This is a genomic window from Pseudomonas sp. TE3910 (assembly GCF_056279025.1).
The window spans coordinates 4715503-4736552 of sequence record NZ_JBWBQN010000001.1 but is presented as its reverse complement, the minus strand read 5'-3'; the positions used below and the strand labels follow the sequence as shown (position 1 = coordinate 4736552).

Here is a 21050-nt window from a genome sequence, read left to right as displayed (position 1 = left end):
GTCGGTGTTCCTGGCACGAAGGTACCAATTAATACACGCAATACCCCCGGTTGGTGGGAGCACTGCGTGGTCATGCAATCTGGCGCCGCTGATGTCACCGAGGGCCGGTCACATCAGCGGCGTACGTCGACGAAGTGTGCCACATTTCCAAGCCGTTAGGCTTCCACTTGCCCCCACTGCTTGCTCAAGCGCTTATCGGAAATCGGCACTTTGGTGCCCAGTTGTTGGGCAAACAGTGAAACCCGGTACTCTTCGATCCACCAGCGGTACAAGACCAACTGCTCGTCACGCTTGCCTTCCTGGGCATGCTTGTCGGCGCGGGCCTTGAACTGTGCCCAGAGGTTGCTGAGCTCACCGCTCCAGACACGATCCTTCTGTACCTGCGCGGGCAGTTTTTCCAGGCGCAGTTCAATCGCCTTGAGGTAGCGCGGCAGCTCCTTGAGCCAGAGCGACGGTGTTTCCCGAACAAACCCCGGGTACACCAGATTGGCCGTTTGCTGCTTGATGTCGTTCAACGCCACAGCCTGGGCCAAGTCAATCTTGCCCTTGAAGCGCTTCTGCAAGCCATGCCAGAGCTTGAGGATGTCCAGCGTCAGACGCGCCAGACGCTCGGCATGCTCGGCCCACTGGCCACGTTTGCGCTCGGCCAGTGACGCCAGTGCAGCACCGTCACGCGGCAGGCTGGCCTCACCCTCGAGGATGCAGCTGTCGAGACTGGCCAGCAGAATGTCCTCGACCAGTGCCTCAATCCGTCCCAATTCGCGGTACAGCAGCCCCAACTCGGTCAGCCCCGGCAACTTGCCACGCAGGTACTTGGCCGGCTCGGCCAACTGTTGCAGCAACAGCCGCTGCAAACCGCGACGGTGCTGGTATTCGGCTTCGGCGGCTGTCGAGAACCGCCCCTCCTTGACCGTCCCGCCCTCTTCCACCAGCGCCGGGTACACCGTCAACGACAGGCCGGCGATCTTCTGCTGGGCACTTTGCGCAACCTTGGCAAAGCCCTTGGCCTCCACCGGCTGCTGGCTCTGTGCGGTCTGCGGTACGGCCAGTGCTGCCTGGCTTGCGGCGACGAAACGCGAAGTCAGCTCCGCCAGGTCACGGCCTTCGCCCAGGAACTTGCCCTGGGCATCGACCACCTCCAGGTTCATTTTCAAGTGGCTGTCCACTTGCTCGGCAGCTTCACTCCAGGCTTCATCGCTGACCCGCGCACCGGTCATGCGCAACAGCTCCGCGCCCAATGCGTGGGGCAACGAGCCGACACCAAAACTCATCCGCTGCAAGGCCGCCTTGACGAAGTCCGGTACGGGCACGAAGTTCTTGCGGGTTGCCTTGGGCAGGTTGCGTACCAGCGCAATGCACTTGGCTTCCAGCAACCCAGGCACCAGCCACTCCAGGCGCTCGCCCGGCAGGTTCGGCAACAGCGGCGCCGGTACGCGCAGGGTGACACCATCACGCGGGTGATTAGGCTCGAAGTGATAACTCAATGCCAGGCTCAGGTCACCCAAGCGCAGGGTATCGGGGTACTGGGCAGCGGTCACTTCACTGGCCTCACGGGCCAGCACATCCTCCTCGCGCATGATCAACAACTGCGGGTCTTTCTGGCTGTTGACCCGGTACCAGCTGTCGAACGTTGCGGTCTGATGAATCTCCGCGGGCAGCCGCGCCTCATAGAAGGCGTAAAGGGTTTCCTCATCGGCGAGAATGTCGCGTCGACGTGCCTTGGCTTCCAGCTCGTCGAGTTGCTCAAGCAAGCGCGTGTTGGCTGTCAGGCACTTGGCCCGTGACTGTATCTCACCGCCCACCAGCGCTTCACGGATGAACAGTTCGCGTGACATCAGAGGATCGATCGGGCCGAAATGCACCGGGCGTCGACCGACGATAATCAACCCATACAGGGTGATCTGTTCATAGGCCACCACTTGGCCGCGCTTCTTTTCCCAGTGCGGTTCGAAGTGGTTCTTCTTGACCAGGTGCCCGGCCAGCGGTTCGATCCAGTCGGGTTCGATCTTGGCGACCATCCGCGCATAGAGCTTGGTGGTTTCGACCAATTCGGCAGTCATCAGCCATTGCGGGCGCTTCTTGCCCAGGCCCGAAGACGGGTGTACCCAGAAGCGCCGCTGGCGGGCGCCGAGGTAGTCGCCGTCTTCGGTTTTCTGCCCGATCTGGCTGAGCAGGCCGGAGAGCACCGCCTTGTGCAGTTTCGGGTAGTCGGCGGGCTCCTTGTTGATGCTCAACTGCAGGTCACGACAAATCAGCCCCAACTGCCGGTGCGCATCGCGCCACTCACGCAAGCGCAGGTAATTGAGGAAGTTCTTCCGGCACCAGTTGCGCAATGGGCTGGCGGTCAGCGCCTGGCGCTGCTCCTCGAAACCGCGCCAGAGATTGACCAGTGCCGCGAAGTCGGAGTCGACATCCTTCCACTGGGCATGAGCCTGATCGGCAGCCTGCTGACGCTCCGGAGGACGCTCGCGCGGGTCCTGCACAGACAGTGCACTGGCAACAATCAGCACTTCCTGCAGGCTCCCCTGCTTCGCGCCTTCAAGCAGCATGCGGCCCAGCCGCGGGTCGACCGGAAGCCGCGCCAGTTGCCGGCCCAGCGGCGTCAGCTGGTTCTCGCGGTTCACCGCAGAGAGCTCTTGCAGCAGGTTGAAGCCGTCGCTGATGGCCTTGCCATCAGGCGGCTCGATGAACGGGAATGCGTCAATCGCGCCCAGGCGCAAATGCAGCATCTGCAGGATCACCGCGGCAAGGTTGGTGCGCAGGATCTCAGGATCGGTAAACGCAGGGCGGGCGTTGAAATCCTCTTCACTGTACAGACGCACGCAAATACCTGGCTCGACCCGACCGCAGCGACCTTTACGCTGGTTGGCGCTGGCCTGGGATACGGCCTCGATCGGCAGCCGCTGCACCTTGGCCCGGTAACTGTAACGGCTGATCCGCGCCGTACCACTGTCGATCACGTAGCGAATGCCCGGCACCGTCAGCGAAGTTTCAGCAACGTTGGTTGCCAGCACCACGCGCCGCCCGGGGTGGGACTGGAAGATTCGCTGCTGTTCGGCCGGTGAAAGCCTGGCGTACAACGGCAGGATCTCGGTGTGCTTGAGCTGGGCCTTGCGCAGCATTTCAGCCGCATCGCGGATTTCCCGCTCACCAGGCAGGAACACCAGCACATCACCCGGGTGCTTGCCTTCGCTGCGCTCATGGGCGGCGATCTCGTCGAGGGTGGCGAGAATCGCCTGATCCACGGTCAGGTCATCTTCAACCCGATTGCCCTCTTCATCCTGCTCGCTGGTCAGCGGTCGATACCAGGTCTCCACCGGGTAGGTACGCCCCGAGACTTCGATGATCGGCGCATCATTGAAGTGCTTGGAGAAGCGCTCCAGGTCGATGGTCGCCGAAGTGATGATCAGCTTCAGGTCCGGGCGACGAGGCAGCAGGGTCTTGAGGTAACCGAGCAGGAAGTCGATGTTCAGGCTGCGCTCGTGCGCTTCGTCGACAATGATCGTGTCATAGCGTTCGAGAAAACGGTCGTGCTGGGTTTCGGCCAGCAGGATACCGTCCGTCATCAGCTTGACCAGGGTGTTGGCATCGCTCTGGTCTTCGAAGCGCACCTGATAGCCCACCAGCGCTCCCAGTGGCGTCCCCAACTCTTCGGCAACCCGCGTCGCAACACTGCGGGCGGCAATCCGCCGTGGCTGGGTGTGGGCGATCAGGCCATGCTGGCCGCGGCCCAGCTCCAGGCAGATCTTCGGCAATTGGGTGGTCTTGCCCGACCCCGTCTCGCCGGCAATGATCAGTACCTGATGCTCGGCCAGGACCTTCTTGATCTCATCGCGCTTGGCGGCAATCGGCAGGCTGTCGTCGTAGCGAATCAACGGCACGCTTTGCTTGCGCGCCGTCACCCGGGCAAAGGACGCCTGCACCTTCTCGACCCACTGGGCGAGTTTGGCTTCATCAGGGTGCTTGCGCAGTTCGTGCAATTGCCGACGCAGTCGATGACGCTCGGCGATCATGGCGTGATCAAGGTTTCTCAACAGTTGATCGATAGCGGGATTCTGGTCAGTCATGGAGTCTTTTTAGTCATGCAGGTGAGCCTGCTGTCGCATGATCGGCATATGATCGGCATAGGTAAGGGCTGCGATTGTCGCAGATTTGCCCCCGCTCGGCACGGATACAGGGTCTCACGGCTTTGTTTAGTCGATACATACCTGAAGGTATATAAACACTGATTTAATGAACCTTATCGGCCATGGGAGTATCGGTGCATGACTTCACCCGTGCGCTCGCCCTGCCCTGTATCGCCGCCTTCGTGCTCGAAGGTCAGGGCTCGTTCCGGTGAAAATCCGCTGTTTCACATCATTCTCGCCTTCTGGGCCTTGTGGCATTGCCGCCATGCTCGCCCACCAGACACCCTCGCATTGATCTGACTCCCTACATCGTCAATCACTGGCTGACCTGCCCTGCAGTCGGCACTGTGCGCCTATGGGCGCAAGCGAGACACTCATGCACTTTGCTCACCCCGAGCAGGCCCAGGCATTCCTGGCCGCCAACCCCGATATCGAAATGATCGAGCTGTTCATCCTCGACGCCAACGGCGTGCCGCGCGGCAAGCTGCTGCACCGCGAGGAACTGCTGGCGGTTTATGAGAGCGGTCGCCCGCTGCCCAGCACTATTCTGGGCCTGACCCTTAACGGCGAAGATGTCGAAAACTCCGGACTGGTCTGGGACGTCGGCGATATCGACTGCCGCGCCTACCCGCTTGAAGGCAGCCTGGTGCGCCTGCCATGGCGACAGATCCCTACTGCCGCAGTGCAGGTCAGCATGCACCCGACTGAAGGGCAACCGGCCGCCATCGCCGACCCTCGGCACGTGTTGATCAATGTGATCGACGCGCTCAAAGCCGACGGCTACTACCCAGTCATGGCCTGTGAGCTGGAGTTCTACCTGCTCGACCAGCAACGCGACGCAGCGGGCCGCCCACAACCGGCACGTGACGCCGATGGCGGACGACCGCGAGGCACCCAGGTCTACGGTCTGCGTGAGCTCGAACAGATCGAACCCTTTCTGGCGGACCTGTATGCGGCATGCAAGGCCCAGGGTATTCCCGCACGCACGGCGATTTCCGAGTACGCCCCCGGGCAGGTGGAAATCACCCTGGAGCACGGCGATGCGCTCGAAGCCATGGACCAGGCAGTGCGTTACAAGCGCCTGGTCAAAGGCGTCGCACACAAGCACGGCATGCAAGCCTGCTTCATGGCCAAACCGTTCGATCACCTGGCCGGTACCGGCATGCACATGCACGTCAGCCTCGCCGACCGCGCGGGCAACAACCTCTATGCCAGCGAAGACAAGGCAGGCACACCCCTGCTGCGCCAATCGGTCGCCGGCATGCTCGATGTGCTGCTCGACTCGCTGCTGATGTTCTGCCCCAACGCCAACTCCTATCGGCGCTTCCAGGCCAACAGCTATGCACCGCTGGCGCCGACCTGGGGCGTGGACAATCGCACGGTGAGCCTGCGCGTACCAGGCGGCCCAGCCCACACCCGGCATATCGAGCACCGCATTTGCGGTGCCGACGCCAACCCTTATCTGGCTGCAGCTGCCATTCTCGCCGGCCTGCATCACGGCATTCGCCAGCAACTCGACCCGGGCGCACCGGTTGAAGGTAACGGCTATGCCCAGGCCAAGACACTGCTGCCAACCGACTGGCTGACGTCACTCAATGCCCTGCAAGGTTCGTCTTGGGCGCACGAAGCCTTCGGCGGGGCGTTTCTCGGTGTCTACATGGCAGTCAAACGCGCCGAATACCGACAGTTCATGGCCGAAGTCGGCGAACAGGACTGGCGCTGGTACCTGACCCAAGCCTGACCGCTCACTCTTTTAGTAAGGATTACCCCATGAACGCAGCACTTAACCACGGCCCCGCCCCGCGTAGCGCCTCCTATTACAGCGCCAGCCTCAATGACTTCACCGAGTACCCACGCCTGAACGGCAACGTGAGCGTCGATGTGGTGATCATCGGTGGCGGCTTCACCGGTGTCGCCAGCGCCGTGGAGCTGGCCGAACGCGGCCTGAAAGTCGCCATCGTCGAAACCCATCGGATCGGCTGGGGTGCCAGCGGGCGCAATGGCGGCCAGGTCACCGGCAGCCTGTCGGGCGATGAAGCGATGCGCAAGCAGATGCGTGCGCGCCTCGGCGATGAGGTCGACGATTTCATCTGGCACCTGCGCTGGCGCGGTCACCAGATCATCGAACAGCGGGTAGCGCGCTACAACATTGCCTGTGACCTCAAGCGAGGCCACCTGCATGCGGCGATGAAACCGTCGCATCTGGACGAACTTCAGGCGTCCTATGATGAAGCGCTAACCCGCGGCATGGGTGATCAGGTCGAGTTGCTGGACCGCCAAGGTGTGCGCGAACACCTGGACAGCCCCTTGTACATCGGGGCACTGAAAAACCGCCGCAACCTGCATGTGCACCCACTCAACCTGTGCCTGGGTGAAGCCCGTGCCGCTCAGCAACTGGGCGCGCTGATCTTCGAGAACTCCGAAGTGCTGGACATCGTCCATGGCCCTCGCCCAGCCGTGGTCACTGCCCATGGGCGGATCGATGCACGTCAGGTGCTGCTAGCAGGCGACGTGTACCACAAACTGGAAAAACGCCAGCTCAAAGGCAAGATCTTTCCCGCCATGGGCGGCATCGTCACGACCGCCCCGCTGGGTGAGTTGGCGCACCAGATCAACCCACAGGACCTCGCGGTCTACGACTGTCGCTTCGTACTCGACTACTACCGCATGACCGCCGATGGTCGCCTGCTGTTCGGCGGTGGCGCCAACTACTCCGGACGTGATTCACGGGATATTGCCGGGGAACTGCGCCCATGCATTGAGCGCACCTTTCCGGCCCTCAAGGGCATACCGATCGAGTTTCAATGGAGTTGTGCCATGGGCATCGTGGTCAACCGCATCCCGCAATTGGGCAAGCTGTCGGAGCACGTCTGGTACTGCCAGGGCTACTCCGGCCATGGCATCGCCACCAGCCATATCATGGGCGAGATCATGGCTGAGGCCATGACCGGGACGCTGGAAAAATTCGATACCTTTGCCGGTTGCAAACACATCAAGGTGCCAATGGGCGATGTGCTGGGCAATCCGTTATTGGCGGCCGGCATGTGGTACTACCAGATGCTTGAAAAGCTGCGCTAAACCCATTGCGGGCCAAGGCCGGCTCCCATGGAGCCGGCACAAGTGCCTCAGGCAATCTTCTTCAGACCCAGTTTCTTCAGTTCTTCATCGCGCAGTTCGCGGCGCAGGATCTTGCCAACGTTGGTGGTCGGCAGTGCATCACGAAACTCAATGAAGCGCGGCACCTTGTAACCTGTGACGTTGGCGCGCATGTGCTCCATCACCTGCTCCTTGGTCAGCGTGACGCCGGGGCGGGCAACGATGAAGAGCTTGATCACTTCACCAGACTTCTCATCCGGCACGCCGATTGCCGCGCACTGCAATACACCCGGCAGCGCAGCCAGCACATCCTCAAGTTCGTTCGGATAGACGTTGAAGCCAGACACGAGAATCATGTCCTTCTTGCGGTCGACGATGCGCATGTAACCGTCTGCCTGAATCACGGCAATGTCGCCGGTCTTGAGCCAGCCATCGGCATCGAGGATCTCGGCCGTCGCATCCTCGCGCTGCCAGTAGCCCTTCATCACTTGCGGGCCTTTGATGCACAACTCACCCACTTCGCCCAGTGCCAGCTCATGCCCGTCATCATCGATCACCTTGCAGAGTGTCGAGGGCACCGGAATGCCAATGGTGCCTATCTGGTTGCGTTCGGCCGGGTTGACGGCGGCTACCGGGCTGGTTTCGGTCATGCCGTAGCCTTCACAAATGGCACAGCCTGTGACGTCTCTCCAGCGTTCGGCAACCGACATCTGCAACGCCATGCCTCCCGACAGGGTGATCTTCAGCGCCGAGAAATCCAGCTTGCGGAAATCGGCGTTGTTGCACAGGGCCACGAACAGGGTGTTCAAGCCGACAAAGCCGCTGAACTTCCACTTCGACAGCTCCTTGACCATGGCCGGCAAATCACGCGGGTTGCTGATCAGGATGTTGTGGCTGCCAATCAGCATCATCGCCATGCAATGGAAGGTGAAGGCATAGATGTGATAAAGCGGCAGCGGCGTAATCAGGATCTCGCAGCCTTCATTGAGGTTGGAGCCCATCAGCGCCCTGCACTGCAGCATGTTGGCCACCAGGTTGCGGTGGGTGAGCATCGCCCCTTTGGCCACCCCGGTGGTGCCGCCGGTGTACTGCAATACCGCCACATCGGAACTGGCCGGATTGGCTTCCTTGATCGGCTGACCACGGCCCTTGTTCAAGACATCATTGAACTTGACCGCCTTGGGCAGGTGATACGCCGGCACCATCTTTTTCACGTACTTGATGACGCTGTTGATCAGCAAACGCTTGAGCGGTGGCAACAGATCGGCAACTTCGGTGACAATGACGTGTTTGACTTGGGTCTTGGGCACAACCTTTTCCGCCAGGTGCGCCATGTTGGCCAAACAGACCAGCGCCTTGGCGCCGGAATCATTGAACTGATGTTCCATTTCCCGTGCGGTATACAACGGGTTGGTATTGACCACGATCAGGCCGGCCCGCATGGCACCGAACACTGCAACGGGGTACTGCAATACATTTGGCAACTGCACCGCGATACGATCGCCGGGCTGCAAGTCAGTGTGCTGTTGCAACCAGGCGGCAAATGCCCCGGAAAGTTCGTACAACTCGCCGTAGGTCAAGGTTTTGCCCAGGTTGCTAAAGGCCGGTTTATCAGCGAAACGTTGGCAGGACTGCTTCAATACCGCCTGGATATTCGGGTACTCATCCGGATTGATCTGCGCGGCAATCCCGGTTGGGTACTTATCCTTCCAAAAGTTCTCGATCATGGAAGCCCACTCCTCCAGCACCAGCGAATTCTTCACCGCAGTCGATGCGATTATTATTGATATTAAGTTCCGGTTTATTGCAAACCGAATGCTCAGAAGCGCGCCGAGAGTAGCAGCTTTGCCAAGGCCCGCCTAGGGCTAAAGCAGCCTAAACAGTCACAAAAATGACTTATAGACCATCAATAGTCACTTTTAGAGTAATTAGTCTACAGCTGGGGTTTTGTTCCCGTCACATCGTCGGCAGCGCATCTCGCGCAATAGGCTGCATTGCCGACGATGCGCATCACGTCACGCGATGTCACGCAGCTCGCGGCGCAGGATCTTGCCCACCGCCGTCATGGGCAACGATTCGCGCAGCACGATGTGCTTGGGCACTTTATAACCGGTGAAGTTGGCCTTGCAGTAGGCCTTGAGCTCTTCCAGGCTGATGCCCGGTTCACGTGGCACCACGAACAGCTTCACCGCTTCGCCAGAGCGCTCGTCCGGCACACCAATGGCTGCGCAGTTGGCCACCTTCGGGTGCGCCATGACCACATCTTCGATTTCATTCGGGTACACATTGAATCCCGAGACAATGATCATGTCTTTCTTGCGATCGACAATCCGGGTGAAGCCATCCGGATCAATGACCGCGATATCACCCGTCTTCAACCACCCTTCGGCATCCAGCGTCTCGGCAGTAGCCTCTGGACGCTGCCAATAGCCTTTCATGACCTGCGGCCCCTTGATACACAGCTCGCCACGCTCCCCCAAGGGCATTTCATGCCCCTCGTCGTCGATAACCTTGAAGGCCGTACCCGGCACCGGAATACCCACCGTCCCCAGACGGGCCTGCTGACCATACGGGTTGGTACTGGCCACCGGTGAGGTTTCGGTCAAGCCGTAGCCTTCGACGATACGGCAGCCCGTCAGGCTCTCCCAGCGCTCCGCCGTGGCCTTGACCAGGGCCGTACCACCCGAGTTAGTGACCTTCAATGCAGAAAAATCGAGCGTCTTGAACGCCGGGTGCTCCATCAGTGCAACGAACAGCGTGTTAAGCCCCAGCAGACCGGTGAAACGCCACTTCTTCAGCTCGTTGATAAAACCGCCAATATCTCGCGGATTGGTGATCAATACGTTGTGGTTGCCCGTTACCATCATGCACATGCAATTCGCGGTAAACGCATAGATGTGATAGAGCGGCAACGGCGCGATCATCACTTCCTGGCCATCCTTGATCATCTTCTGGCCGTCCGGGCCAAGCTGGGAAAAACACGCCAGCACCTGCAGCATGTTCGCCACCAGGTTGCCATGGGTCAGCATCGCGCCCTTGGCCAGGCCCGTGGTACCACCGGTGTATTGCAGCACCGCGACGTCGTCCAGGCCCAACGACACAGGCCTCAAGGCATGCCCCTGCCCCAGCTTCAACGCGCGCTTGAAGGGCACCGCTTGTGGCAAGTGGTAGCTTGGAACCATTTTCTTGACCGTGGCGACAACCGTGTTGACCAGCCAGCCTTTGACCGTTGGCAAGAGGTCGCCCATCTTCGCTTCGATCAAGTATTCGATCGCTGTGTCGGGCAGAACCTCCTGAACCAATTTGCCGAACATGTTCAGGTAGACCAAGGCTCGGGCACCCGAGTCCTTGAACTGATGACGCATTTCGCGGGCGGTGTACAGCGGATTGGTATTGACCACGATCAGCCCCGCACGCAGGGCACCAAATACTGCAATGGGATACTGCAGTACGTTGGGCATCTGCACCGCGATGCGATCACCGGGGACCAGGTCGGTATGCTGTTGCAAGTAGGCAGCAAAGGCTGCCGAGTGACGATCAAGCTCGGCGTAGGTCAACGTCACCCCAAGGTTGCTAAATGCCGGGCGGTCGGCAAATCGCTTGCATGAGCGGTCGAACACTTCAATGACCGACCTGTAGGCGCTCAGGTCAATCTGCGAGGGAACCCCCGCAGGGCGTTTATCATTCCAGAAATCAGCTTGCATTTATTCTTGTCCTCATACCTGAGCCGTTCCGGACCGTTTCGTCTCCAGACAACGGTGCTTTGCCGACGTTAGCAGGTATGCCTCGGACGGCAAACACGCCAAAGACGGCATATCTGACAAGCTCTGTAACTAAGGATGTGAATCCTGTTGCCAGTGGCCAGTCCCCCTCCCGACTGAGATATACACTGAGCAGATCACGCGATATGCGCAAAAGGAGCCGCCATGCACCATGACGCCTTCTGGCTGCCGGCCAGCGATCATTGCAGCCTCTATGTCTATCAGTGGCTGCCAACCGGCCCGGTCAAGGCCGTAGTACTGCTGGCCCATGGCATGGCCGAGCATGCAGGCCGCTACCAGCGACTGGGCGAAGCGCTGAGTGCCGCTGGCTACGCCCTTTACGCCCATGACCAACGCGGTCACGGTCGAACGGCAGAGCTGGGTACGCGAGGTCTGTTCTCACAACATGAGGGCTGGAGCAAGGTGGTCAATGACCTGGGGCTGCTCAATCAATACATTGGCCAACAATACCCCGGTACACCGGTGTTTCTGCTCGGCCACAGCATGGGCAGCTACATTGCCCAAGCCTATCTGCTGCACCACAGTGCGAGCCTGCAAGGGGCGATTCTCAGCGGTTCCAACTTCCAGCCACCGGCGCTGTACCGAGCGGCCTGCCTGATCGCTCGGTTCGAAGCCTGGCGCCAGGGGCCCGTGGGCCGCAGCGCACTGATCGAGTGGTTGTCATTCGGTACCTTCAACAAAGCCTTCAAACCTAACCGCACAGCGTTCGACTGGCTTAGCCGCGACCCTGTAGAGGTCGACAAGTACCTCTCCGACCCCTTGTGCGGCTTTCGCTGCAGCAATCGCCTGTGGATCGATCTGCTCATGGGGCTGGAGCAGATCAGCCAGCCGAGCAACCTCGCACAGATCGATCCGAACCTGCCAATCCTGATCATTGGCGGCGAATGTGATCCAGTCAGTGCCGGCAAGCGTCTCAAGGATCTGGCTGGTGCATTGCGTCTGGCCGGCAACCAGCACGTGCAGCTGCAACTGTATCCGCAAGCCCGGCATGAGCTGTTCAACGAAACCAACCGCGACGAAGTTACGGCTACAGTTATTGACTGGCTCGAGCGGGCCCTGGCCCTTGGCCGCCCCCCTCGTTGTGAATAACCCCTGCCTCGTCGAACCTGAAGGACTCCACCTCAATGACCCAGGTCACCAACACGCCTTACGAAGCCCTCGAAGTCGGCCAAACCGCCAGCTTCAGCAAGACCGTCGAAGAACGTGATATCCAGCTGTTCGCCGCCATGTCCGGCGACCACAACCCGGTGCATCTGGATGCAGAGTTCGCCGCCAAGAGCATGTTCAAAGAGCGTATCGCCCACGGCATGTTCAGTGGCGCACTGATCAGCGCCGCCGTCGCCTGCGAGCTGCCTGGCCCGGGCACGATCTACCTGGGTCAGCAAATGACCTTCCAGAAGCCCGTGAAATTCGGCGATACCTTGACCGTTCGCCTGGAAATTCTCGAGAAGCTGCCGAAGTTCAAGGTGCGCATCGCCACCCGCGTGTTCAACCAGAACGATGAACTGGTGGTAGACGGCGTGGCCGAAATCCTCGCGCCACGCAAACAGCAGACCGTAGACCTGGTGAGCCCACCACCGATCACCATCGGCTAAGCCCGGACTACTGGCCTGGACGGCGCACGCAAAAGCGCCGCCCAGGTAGCTGGTGTCAATCCGGCCTCTGATCGGTAACCAGCGCCACCAACCGCTCGACACTTTCCCCCCAGCCGCGATGAAAACCCATGTCATCGTGGGCCTGGCAATCTGCAGCATTCCAGTGCCAGGCACGGGCGGTATAGAGCGTCTTGCCGTGGAATTCCTCGAACGTCACCACGGCCGTCATGAAGGCCTTGGTCGATGGCACCCACCCCGGCCCGAAGGCATCGGTAAAGACAATGCGCTCGGGAGCAACGATCTCCAGGAACACCCCTTGGCTCGGATACTCCGTGCCGTCTGGCGCAGACATGACTGTGCGAAACAACCCGCCGGCCCACAGCTGCATCTCACACAGTGGCGTAGTCATGCCATGCGGCCCCCACCACTGACTCAACAATGCTGGTTCCGTCCAGGCACGGAACACCTTGGTACGCGGCGCATCGATCAGGCGTGTCAGCGACAATTCGTGCGCGACCTTGCCGGGATCAGGCGTTAGAGGGCTCATCGTGTTGTTCTCCTCAGCAATCAAGGTTGAAACTCACGCACTGAACAGGCTGCAGTACACGCAGCCCATGCAGCGAAAATGCCCCCAGAACGCTTCGACTACCGGGCTTTCAGTGGCAGCCAGATTTCAACCACATTGTTATGGCTGCCCGGATCGTAATCGGCACCTCAACCCAGCGATGTACTCGAAACTGCTTTGACCATCAGCATTACAGCATAGGCCATAGGTGTCGTGACCAACCTGCCCACATGCCTGCCGGATGACTCACAGGGCGGTTGCGGGCACCGCCAGGATAAACTCGCGGTAACCGGAGACGATCACGTACACCGCGAAATAGCAGAAGATCCCTGCCGAGGCCAGGTACGACCAGGTCAGTAAACGGTCACCAAGCAACCGCCCGCCGTGGCTGGCGACCAGGCACAACGAGAGGCTCCAGAGCACCCCGGCAGCGAAGAACCCGGCCAGGAACACACCGGCCTCCAGCAGGCTGCCGCCACCAGAGCGCGAGATAAGTACACCGCCTACCGCAGCGAACCAGAGAATCGCGCTAGGTGAGGACATGGCCAGGAAAACACCGCGCATGAACTCACGCCACGGTGACTCCACGACCACCTCATCACTGGTGTTCAAGTGCGCGTCACCGCGCAGGGCAGTTATCAGCATCCGAACGGCAAACCACACCAACAGTAGCGATCCCGCGACCCACAACACCCAACGTACTGCCGTGTACTGCAGCAGTACCGTCATTCCCGCCAGCGCAGCCACGGCATAAAGCAGGTCGCCGATACAGGTTCCCAAGCCCAGCCAAAAGCCCTGAAAGAAACCGCGACGCATGGCCAGGGTAATCATGGCGATGTTGGCCACACCGATATCCAGACACAGTGACAAACTCAGAAGAAATCCATTGGAAAAAGGCATGAACCGTCCGTGATAGGCTTCGTAAACAAGCGCTTATTAAACCCTTTTGTATGTATTGCGTGTTGGAAGAAATGGCCTGTCCCCGGACGTCGCCAGAACCTCAACTCAACCCGCCAGCACCCGGGCATAGCGTTCACGGTCGACATTCGCCCCACTGAGAATCACGGCAACCTTGCGCCCCTGCTGCCGCTCACGCTCCTGCACCAACGCCGCAAGGCCTGCAGCTCCAGCGCCCTCCGCAGTATTGTGCGTGTCTTCATGAAAAACCCGCATCGCCTCGGCGATTTCCTCGTCGCTGACCCGCACAATCCGTGCAGCACCCGCACGCACAATTTCGAACGCTTCAGGCTGCGGCATACGGCAAGCCATGCCATCGGCAAAGGTATCGGCGCTCTCGGTGGTGACGATACAACCCTGCTCAAGGCTTTGGGCAAAGGCATCGGCCTGCGTTGACACCACACCGACGATCTCGGTGCGCAAGCCCAGCAGATCACGGGTGCGAATCAGGCCACAAATCCCCGACCCCATACCGATGGGCACGTAGATACAATCCAGCTGGTCAACGCCCTCGAACAGCTCCAACGCATAGGTGGCGACGCCGCGGATCAGTTCCGGATGAAACGCCGGTACCAGCTCATAGCCCAGTTCCCGTGCCAGCCGGGCCGCCTCACTGCGCGCCTGATCGAAATCCTGGCCGAACTCGATCAACTGGGCGCCCAGGGCCCGCATTGCTGCGTTCTTTTCCCGCGAGTTGCCCACGGGGACGACAATAATGATCGGCAACCCGGCATTACGTGCCGCCAGCGCCAGGCTCTGCCCATGGTTACCGCGCGTGGCGGTGACCAGCCCCCGAACACCGGGTGAAGTCGCCAACAGCGCCTGAACATAAAGCAGGCCGCCCCGAACCTTGAATGCACCGGTAGGGGCATGGTTTTCATGCTTGACCCACACCTCACAACCCAAGCGCTCGGCCAGACGCGGCCAGGCATACTGAGGCGTGGCAGGAATGCTGGGGCGGATCAAACGAACAGCATCGCGCAGCGCAGGTAAATCAAACATGGCAATCACCTTCTCGGGTCAGGGTTTGACCCGATCTTAGTCATCACGCATTGTATGGGTAAAACCTTATATTGCATGGCCGACAATACATGTGGATACCGCTCCTGCCCAACACCCCCCAGCCACGCTACCTGGCCTTGGTCGAGGCCATTGCCGAGGCTATCGAGTGTGGTGAACTCAAGGTAGGTGATCGTCTGCCGCCACAACGGCGCCTGGCCTGGGCACTGGGCCTCAACCCCAGCACCACCCAACAGGCGTACCGCGAGGCCGCCGCCCGCCATCTGGTCAGTGGCGAAGTTGGCCGGGGCACCTACGTGCTGGCGGGAAGCAAGGAGGCCACGCTGTTCTGCCTGAAACAGGGCAAAGCGGCCCGCATCGACCTGTCGACCAACGTACCGGCCGTCAATCAACACAACGACGACGTCAAGCGCGCACTACAGACGTTGATAGACAACAACCAGACCCAGCGCCTGGAACACTACCTGACCGCCGATGAGCTTCTACTGGGGCGCGCACTTGGCGCCACCTGGCTGCGTAACCGTGGCCTGAGCCTTTCGCCGCAACAGGTGCTGCTCTGCGCGGGGGCCCAACAAGGCCTGTTCAGTCTGCTGTTGTCGCTGTGTCAGGCGGGCGACCCGGTACTGGTCGAAGCCCTCACCGCCCCCGGCATCAAGGCCGCCTGCCGTCAGTTGCGCCTGCCCTTGCACGGCGTTGCGCTGGATCAGCACGGCATCCGCCCCGATGACCTGGAGCGCATGGCCCGTGCCACCGGTGCCCGCGTAGTGGTGCTGACACCCACCCTGCATAACCCGACCGGCAGTTGCCCATCACCGCAGCGGCAACGCGAGATCGCCGCCGTGGTCAGGCAGCATGGGTTGTTGCTGATTGAAGATGATGTCTACGGCGCACTCACCGATAACCCGCCGCTTTTCCCTTTGCTGGGTCGACAGGGTGTATTGGTGACCAGCCTGTCGAAAACCGTCGGCGCTGGGCTGCGCCTGGGCTGGATTGCGGCCGACACTGAGCTGCTGCAACGGATCGATCCACATACCCAGGCGACCCATTGGCCTGTATCGCCGCTCAGCGTGCAGATTGCCAACCGCTGGCTATCCGACGGTACAGCCGAGCGGCGCCTGGCCTGGCAGCGCGAGGAAATCGCACAGCGTTGGCGCCTGGCGCGCAAGGTCCTCGGCGCGGCACTGCAGGATGGCAACACCCCCTCCCCCCATCTCTGGCTCACCGGGCAGCGACCTGGTGCCGTGATGGCGGCGGCCTGTCGGGCCGAGGGCGTGGATGTGGTGCCGGCAGAAGTCTTTGCCGTCAAACAAGGGGATCTGCCCGCGATTCGGGTGAGCCTTTCGGCGGCCACCGACCGGGCAGTACTCAAACAGGCACTGGAACGTATTGCACATGTGCTCAATCAAAAACCGATTAAAGAACCCTGCACAACATAACCAACGCAGTTATTTATACCCTTAACAATAAAACCCCCGCTGCTGCGGGGGCTTGAGAACATCTGGCAATGCCTATTAACCGTTGCTGCAACCGTCACCCATGGCGCGGTATTCAATGGTATGACGCTGGCCCTGATGGTCTTCATAAGTCATGGTTGCTGGCACGACTTCACACACATTTGGCAGGGTCGACAGGCTGATTACCTTGGCAATATCGAGGTTTTGCGAGTAATCATACTGCTCGGCAACAGGTTGAGCGGCTGCCGTTTCAACTTCATCTGCCAGCGCAAATGTAGAAAAACCGATCAAGGCGAATGCAAGTAATTTTTTCATGTTAGTTGGCCTGCAAAGCAATCAAACAAACAAATTCACTTCATGCGCCGGATGGGCGGGGAGAAGTTGTTACATCACAGGTTGATGTAACACGAAGTACCGATCCCAATTAACTATTCTGTTTGGGATGTGCTTAGTTTACAGCGCAACTTCCGTCGTTAAATCCCGAAGCCGTACATTCACTATTACCGATTCCGTAACAATAACCACCTTGCACAGGGCTCGACGGGCCGACACCCCTGGTGTAAAACCGCGAGATAGAGCCTTGCGTGGAAACCCATCGTGCCTCAGATCCACTACTGCCTGCTGCCTGCCCTTGAGCAGCCACTGCTGAATAAATTCTACAAAAGCCAGGGTTCATCGATGCGTGCGGCTCCCGGCGGGCAACACTGGGTTGCACGCGCACCACAGCTCATCGCCGCGCTGAACCTTACGGCGGTGCCCGGTGGCAGTTGGTTGACCGGATTACTGGTGGGCACAGAATGGCGGGCGCAGGGCATTGCCCGAGGCCTGATAGAAACGGCAACGCGACAAGAGGAAGGCAGCGTCTGGTTGTTCTGTCATCCTGATCTGCAGGCGTTCTACGCTCGGCTGGGCTTTGCATCAGCCCACACGTTGCCCGCCCCACTGGCGGACCGCCTGGTGCGCTATCAACGCAGCAAAGCCTTGCTGGCGATGGTTCGGCCTCAATCGTCCTGATCGACCAAGCCTGGAAACAACACCTCGGTGTAACCGAACTTGGCGAAGTCGTGAATGCGCGAAGGGTACAGCCGACCGATCAGGTGGTCGCATTCATGCTGCACCACGCGGGCATGGAAGCCTTCAGCCACTCGCTGAATCGGCATGCCCTGAGGGTCAACGCCTTCATAACGAATACGGGTATAGCGCGGTACTACACCACGCAGGCCCGGCACCGACAGGCACCCTTCCCAACCGTCCTCGACTTCAGTGCCTAACGGTGTGATCACCGGGTTGAGCAGGATGGTCTGCGGCACGGCCTCGGCATCCGGGTAACGCTCGCTGCGCTCGAAACCAAAGATGACCAACTGCAGGTCAACACCGATTTGAGGTGCAGCCAGCCCGACCCCGCCAACATGGCGCATGGTCTCAAACATGTCAGCAATCAACTGCTCCAACTCGAGGCTGCCATACAGATAGGCTGGCACCGGTGGTGCGATGCGCAACAGGCGCTCATCGCCCATTTTCAGGATTTCACGAATCATGGGGCATTCGACTCAACGTTCGGGATCGGATTCAGGCTGGAGCGAATGATCGCGACCAAGTCCGGAAACATGCTTTTTATCATGGCTATGATCGTCATCGGTAAACGCCTTTTTGCCGAGGGTGCTGATCTCCTCGCACATATGGTCGATCACCGCGTTCATCTCTGCGCCCAACAGCAACACCGCTGCCGAAATATAGAAGTACAGCAACAGCACAATGATCGCACCGATACTGCCGTACATGGCGTTGTAATCGGCAAAGGTCTTGACGTAATAACCAAAGCCCAGAGACGCAATGATCCATACCACTACCGCCAACACCGACCCCGGTGTGATCAGACGGAATCTCTGCTTCACATCTGGCATCACGTAATAGATCAATGCCACCGCCACCATCAACAAAATGACAATGGCCGGCCAGCGCAGCACCATCCAGAGCGTAACGATGAAGTCCTCCATGCCCACCTGCGACGCGACCCAGGCCATCACCTGCGGCCCGAGCACCATGAAGGCTGCGGCAGCCAGCAACATACCGGCAATGCCCACGGTGTAGATGATCGACAGTGGAAAACGCTTCCAGATAGGACGTTGCTCGACCACATCATAGGCCGCGTTCATCGCACTCATCATCAACCGTACGCCCGCCGATGCCGTCCACAGCGCAACAACAATACCAATCGAGAGCAACCCACCCTTGGACTGCTGCAACTGGTCAATCACCGGGTTGACCTGTTCCAGCGCCTGCGGCGGCAGCACCAGCTCAGACTGCAAACGCAACCAGGAGAAAAAGTCCGGCAGGTGCAAGAACCCGATCAATGCAATCAGGAACAGCAGGAAGGGGAACAGCGAAAACAGCATCTGGTAAGCCAGTGCCGACGCATAGGTGGACATCTCATCATTGAGAAACTCGCGGACCGTTCTCACCAGCACACGGTGAAGCGGCAAGCCGCGCAAGTCGGGAAATATCATGGCGTCTCCTGTCACTGCTCGACAGTCATCGGCAGGTTCCATGTGCGCGGTAACAGTGATCAACTCACGTTAGTCTAAATGAGCAACGGGCAAGCAGCACAACGCAACTGCAAAGAGATCAATCGCCCCATTGACCCATACCACGACCTCAACGTTCCATTTTTTCTTGCCGTGCGCTCTCTGTGGGACGCAGGCTTGCCTGCGATGCCTGCGATGCCTGCGATGGCTTCAGCGCAGATGCCAGTGAGTACCCGGTGCCCCAGCAGGGACTTGGCGCGAGATAACCCTTCTGAAACCTTCATTTCGCCATCCCCTCCGGCATCAGAATGCTACGCCCTTTCAACTGACTGGAGACTACGCGGCAGTTCTGGAACCTGCTTTTCAAGAAACGCCAAGATAGTGTCAAACTCTCGCCGCCGCGCATACAGCGGCGCAGTGCTGATTTTACTGATGTTCAGATAGTTGTCATACCAAGCAAACTTCAAGCCGACCAATTTTTGCTTATGATCAACTTCTACCTCTGTAAACTCAGACCACTCAAAGGTTCTCAGATGAAATATCGTGTGTACCCCACGATAGACTTTCGAGTTCATTGAGGCGCGCAACAGCATCACTTTGGCTGGCCCGATCACGGCATAAATCAGATAACTAGCGTCGCGGTCGAGGCTTGCCATGCAGGCAAAGAGAATCGCCGTAACAATCGCGAGACACGTCAAGAACCTCAGCGCCCACTCTGGAAAATTTTTCCACTCACAAAATTCTGCGCCAGATGCTGTAAAGCGATAGGCAAAATTCATGCGCTGATGGGTCATGCATACCGCAGGTGTAGATATCAAGGCGAAGACAAATACATGCGACAGCGCTCTCCAAGGCTCTTCTATAAACTCGGATGAAAAATACAAAACCAGCGCAATCGCTGACGCAATCATCAACATAACCAGCAATGCCAAGTTAGCAACCGTTGTATTGTAGTTCCTGGCCTTGATTCTCCAGCTCAGCAGTTCAGATTCATGTCCATACTTCCACGTCAGTTGAGACGGAAGCTCTCGTGGCGTGGCCCAGTGGCTCACCAGGGACTTCACGCGAGACAAGCCTTCTGAAACATTCATTTCGCCACCCCCTCTGGCATCAGAATGCTACGCCCTTTCAACTGACTGGAGACTACGTGGCAGTTCTGGAACCTGCTTTTCAAGTAACGCCAAGATAGTGTCAAACTCTCGCCGCCGCGCATACAGCGGCGCAGTGCTGATTTTACTGATGTTCAGATAGTTGTCATACCAAGCAAACTTCAAGCCGACCAATTTTTGCTTACGATCAACTTCCACCTCTGTAAACTCAGACCACTCAAAGGTTCTCAGATGAAATATCGTGTGTACCCCACGATAGACTTTCGAATTCATTGACGCACGCAACAGCATCACTTTGGCTGGCCCGATCACGGCATAAATCAGATAACCAGCGTCGCGGTCGAGGCTTGCCATGCAGGCAAAGAGAATCGCCGTAACAATCGCGAGACACGTCAAGAACCTCAGCGCCCACTCTGGAAAATTTTTCCACTCACAAAATTCTGCGCCAGACGCTGTAAAGCGGTAGGCAAAATTCATGCGCTGATGGGTCATGCACGAAACTGTAAATGCCATGAAACAGAAAAAAAACACGCAGGACAGTGTTCTCCAAGGCTGATCAGTACCTTCATAGACGTCATACATAATGAAGCACAATGCCAAGGTAAAAAAAAGCATGAAAACAAACATCCCATTAGCGACAGCGGTATTGTAGTTTCGCGCTTTTATCCTCCAACTCAGCAGCTCTGATTCACTTGCATACTTCCACGTCAGTTGCGGCGGAAGTTCTCGTGGCGTAGCCCAGTAGCTCAGCAGGGACCTCACTCCAAACAACCCTTCTGAAACCTTCATTTCGCCATCCCCTCTGGCTGGCACCTGAAAC

General features: G+C 59.0%; 17 protein-coding genes. 6 read left to right on the top strand and 11 right to left on the bottom strand.

What is annotated here, in order from left to right; all coding sequences use genetic code 11:
• Window positions 1–155: 155 nt before the first annotated feature.
• A complete protein-coding gene (hrpA, locus tag ACZ9H3_RS21630; protein WP_065760695.1) occupies window positions 156–4067 on the bottom strand; it encodes an ATP-dependent RNA helicase HrpA in 3912 nt (1303 codons plus the stop codon).
• Between the two features lie 436 nt (window positions 4068–4503).
• Between hrpA and ACZ9H3_RS21625 the strand changes: the two genes are divergently transcribed.
• Together ACZ9H3_RS21625 and ACZ9H3_RS21620 are read left to right on the top strand one after the other, a co-directional pair.
• A complete protein-coding gene (locus ACZ9H3_RS21625; protein ID WP_065760696.1) occupies window positions 4504–5868 on the top strand; it encodes a glutamine synthetase family protein in 1365 nt (454 codons plus the stop codon).
• 29 nt (window positions 5869–5897) lie between these two features.
• Window positions 5898–7205 carry an NAD(P)/FAD-dependent oxidoreductase gene (locus tag ACZ9H3_RS21620; protein ID WP_476222476.1) on the top strand — a complete coding sequence of 436 codons (1308 nt, stop codon included), beginning with the start codon at window positions 5898–5900 and terminating at the stop codon, window positions 7203–7205.
• 47 nt (window positions 7206–7252) lie between these two features.
• Here ACZ9H3_RS21620 and fadD1 read toward each other — a convergent pair whose 3' ends face one another.
• Together fadD1 and fadD2 are read right to left on the bottom strand one after the other, a co-directional pair.
• Entirely contained in the window at window positions 7253–8950 is a 1698-nt protein-coding gene (gene fadD1 / locus ACZ9H3_RS21615; protein WP_330523504.1) for a long-chain-fatty-acid--CoA ligase FadD1, read from the bottom strand.
• A gap of 288 nt (window positions 8951–9238) precedes the next feature.
• Window positions 9239–10927, bottom strand: a complete 1689-nt coding sequence (fadD2, locus tag ACZ9H3_RS21610) for a long-chain-fatty-acid--CoA ligase FadD2 (protein ID WP_330523503.1) — start codon at window positions 10925–10927, stop codon at window positions 9239–9241.
• Between the two features lie 222 nt (window positions 10928–11149).
• On the opposite strand from fadD2, the gene ACZ9H3_RS21605 reads away from it, so the two are divergent.
• On the top strand, window positions 11150–12094 hold the full coding sequence (locus ACZ9H3_RS21605) for an alpha/beta hydrolase (protein ID WP_330523502.1): 945 nt from the start codon (window positions 11150–11152) through the stop codon (window positions 12092–12094).
• 35 nt (window positions 12095–12129) lie between these two features.
• Window positions 12130–12600, top strand: coding sequence for a MaoC family dehydratase (locus ACZ9H3_RS21600; protein ID WP_099773846.1), 471 nt, complete (start codon window positions 12130–12132; stop codon window positions 12598–12600).
• Window positions 12601–12655: 55 nt separating this feature from the next.
• On the opposite strand, the gene ACZ9H3_RS21595 is transcribed toward ACZ9H3_RS21600, so the two are convergent.
• The 3 genes from ACZ9H3_RS21595 to ACZ9H3_RS21585 all read right to left on the bottom strand — a co-directional run bounded on the left by ACZ9H3_RS21595 (window position 12656) and on the right by ACZ9H3_RS21585 (window position 15124).
• Window positions 12656–13147: an SRPBCC family protein gene (locus ACZ9H3_RS21595; protein WP_476222472.1), complete on the bottom strand. Its 492-nt coding sequence runs from the start codon at window positions 13145–13147 to the stop codon at window positions 12656–12658.
• A 264-nt stretch (window positions 13148–13411) separates the two neighbouring features.
• Window positions 13412–14065 carry a LysE family translocator gene (locus tag ACZ9H3_RS21590; protein ID WP_330523500.1) on the bottom strand — a complete coding sequence of 218 codons (654 nt, stop codon included), beginning with the start codon at window positions 14063–14065 and terminating at the stop codon, window positions 13412–13414.
• 105 nt (window positions 14066–14170) lie between these two features.
• A complete protein-coding gene (locus ACZ9H3_RS21585; protein ID WP_476222469.1) occupies window positions 14171–15124 on the bottom strand; it encodes a threonine dehydratase in 954 nt (317 codons plus the stop codon).
• 89 nt (window positions 15125–15213) lie between these two features.
• On the opposite strand from ACZ9H3_RS21585, the gene ACZ9H3_RS21580 reads away from it, so the two are divergent.
• A complete protein-coding gene (locus ACZ9H3_RS21580; protein ID WP_476222467.1) occupies window positions 15214–16578 on the top strand; it encodes an aminotransferase-like domain-containing protein in 1365 nt (454 codons plus the stop codon).
• 75 nt (window positions 16579–16653) lie between these two features.
• On the opposite strand, the gene ACZ9H3_RS21575 is transcribed toward ACZ9H3_RS21580, so the two are convergent.
• Window positions 16654–16911 (bottom strand): DUF2790 domain-containing protein, encoded by a 258-nt coding sequence (locus ACZ9H3_RS21575; protein WP_065761764.1) that lies wholly within the window; start codon window positions 16909–16911, stop codon window positions 16654–16656.
• Window positions 16912–17193: 282 nt separating this feature from the next.
• On the opposite strand from ACZ9H3_RS21575, the gene ACZ9H3_RS21570 reads away from it, so the two are divergent.
• Window positions 17194–17610, top strand: a complete 417-nt coding sequence (locus ACZ9H3_RS21570; RefSeq protein ID WP_065761765.1) for a GNAT family N-acetyltransferase — start codon at window positions 17194–17196, stop codon at window positions 17608–17610.
• Here the strand turns inward: ACZ9H3_RS21570 and def are convergent.
• From def to ACZ9H3_RS21550, 4 genes are all read right to left on the bottom strand, one after another.
• On the bottom strand, window positions 17598–18134 hold the full coding sequence (def, locus tag ACZ9H3_RS21565) for a peptide deformylase (RefSeq protein WP_099773844.1): 537 nt from the start codon (window positions 18132–18134) through the stop codon (window positions 17598–17600). The two genes, ACZ9H3_RS21570 and def, sit on opposite strands and share 13 nt — an antisense overlap.
• Window positions 18135–18146: 12 nt before the next feature.
• Complete coding sequence (locus ACZ9H3_RS21560; protein WP_065761767.1) at window positions 18147–19103, bottom strand: YihY/virulence factor BrkB family protein; 957 nt, start codon at window positions 19101–19103, stop codon at window positions 18147–18149.
• A gap of 329 nt (window positions 19104–19432) precedes the next feature.
• A complete protein-coding gene (locus tag ACZ9H3_RS21555) occupies window positions 19433–20212 on the bottom strand; it encodes a hypothetical protein (protein WP_476222465.1) in 780 nt (259 codons plus the stop codon).
• A 27-nt stretch (window positions 20213–20239) separates the two neighbouring features.
• Window positions 20240–21019, bottom strand: coding sequence for a hypothetical protein (locus tag ACZ9H3_RS21550; RefSeq protein ID WP_476222463.1), 780 nt, complete (start codon window positions 21017–21019; stop codon window positions 20240–20242).
• Window positions 21020–21050: the final 31 nt, after the last annotated feature.

What these genes read in the sequence shown, in the direction of transcription:
- fadD1 (WP_330523504.1), bottom strand. Translation starts at nt 8,950, where the DNA reads ATGATCGAGAACTTTTGGAAGGATAAGTACCCAACCGGGATTGCCGCG.
- ACZ9H3_RS21580 (WP_476222467.1), top strand. Translation starts at nt 15,214, where the DNA reads ATGTGGATACCGCTCCTGCCCAACACCCCCCAGCCACGCTACCTGGCC.
- ACZ9H3_RS21605 (WP_330523502.1), top strand. Translation starts at nt 11,150, where the DNA reads ATGCACCATGACGCCTTCTGGCTGCCGGCCAGCGATCATTGCAGCCTC.
- hrpA (WP_065760695.1), bottom strand. Translation starts at nt 4,067, where the DNA reads ATGACTGACCAGAATCCCGCTATCGATCAACTGTTGAGAAACCTTGAT.
- fadD2 (WP_330523503.1), bottom strand. Translation starts at nt 10,927, where the DNA reads ATGCAAGCTGATTTCTGGAATGATAAACGCCCTGCGGGGGTTCCCTCG.
- ACZ9H3_RS21585 (WP_476222469.1), bottom strand. Translation starts at nt 15,124, where the DNA reads ATGTTTGATTTACCTGCGCTGCGCGATGCTGTTCGTTTGATCCGCCCC.
- def (WP_099773844.1), bottom strand. Translation starts at nt 18,134, where the DNA reads ATGATTCGTGAAATCCTGAAAATGGGCGATGAGCGCCTGTTGCGCATC.
- ACZ9H3_RS21625 (WP_065760696.1), top strand. Translation starts at nt 4,504, where the DNA reads ATGCACTTTGCTCACCCCGAGCAGGCCCAGGCATTCCTGGCCGCCAAC.
- ACZ9H3_RS21590 (WP_330523500.1), bottom strand. Translation starts at nt 14,065, where the DNA reads ATGCCTTTTTCCAATGGATTTCTTCTGAGTTTGTCACTGTGTCTGGAT.
- ACZ9H3_RS21575 (WP_065761764.1), bottom strand. Translation starts at nt 16,911, where the DNA reads ATGAAAAAATTACTTGCATTCGCCTTGATCGGTTTTTCTACATTTGCG.
- ACZ9H3_RS21620 (WP_476222476.1), top strand. Translation starts at nt 5,898, where the DNA reads ATGAACGCAGCACTTAACCACGGCCCCGCCCCGCGTAGCGCCTCCTAT.
- ACZ9H3_RS21550 (WP_476222463.1), bottom strand. Translation starts at nt 21,019, where the DNA reads ATGAAGGTTTCAGAAGGGTTGTTTGGAGTGAGGTCCCTGCTGAGCTAC.
- ACZ9H3_RS21555 (WP_476222465.1), bottom strand. Translation starts at nt 20,212, where the DNA reads ATGAATGTTTCAGAAGGCTTGTCTCGCGTGAAGTCCCTGGTGAGCCAC.
- ACZ9H3_RS21595 (WP_476222472.1), bottom strand. Translation starts at nt 13,147, where the DNA reads ATGAGCCCTCTAACGCCTGATCCCGGCAAGGTCGCGCACGAATTGTCG.
- ACZ9H3_RS21600 (WP_099773846.1), top strand. Translation starts at nt 12,130, where the DNA reads ATGACCCAGGTCACCAACACGCCTTACGAAGCCCTCGAAGTCGGCCAA.
- ACZ9H3_RS21560 (WP_065761767.1), bottom strand. Translation starts at nt 19,103, where the DNA reads ATGATATTTCCCGACTTGCGCGGCTTGCCGCTTCACCGTGTGCTGGTG.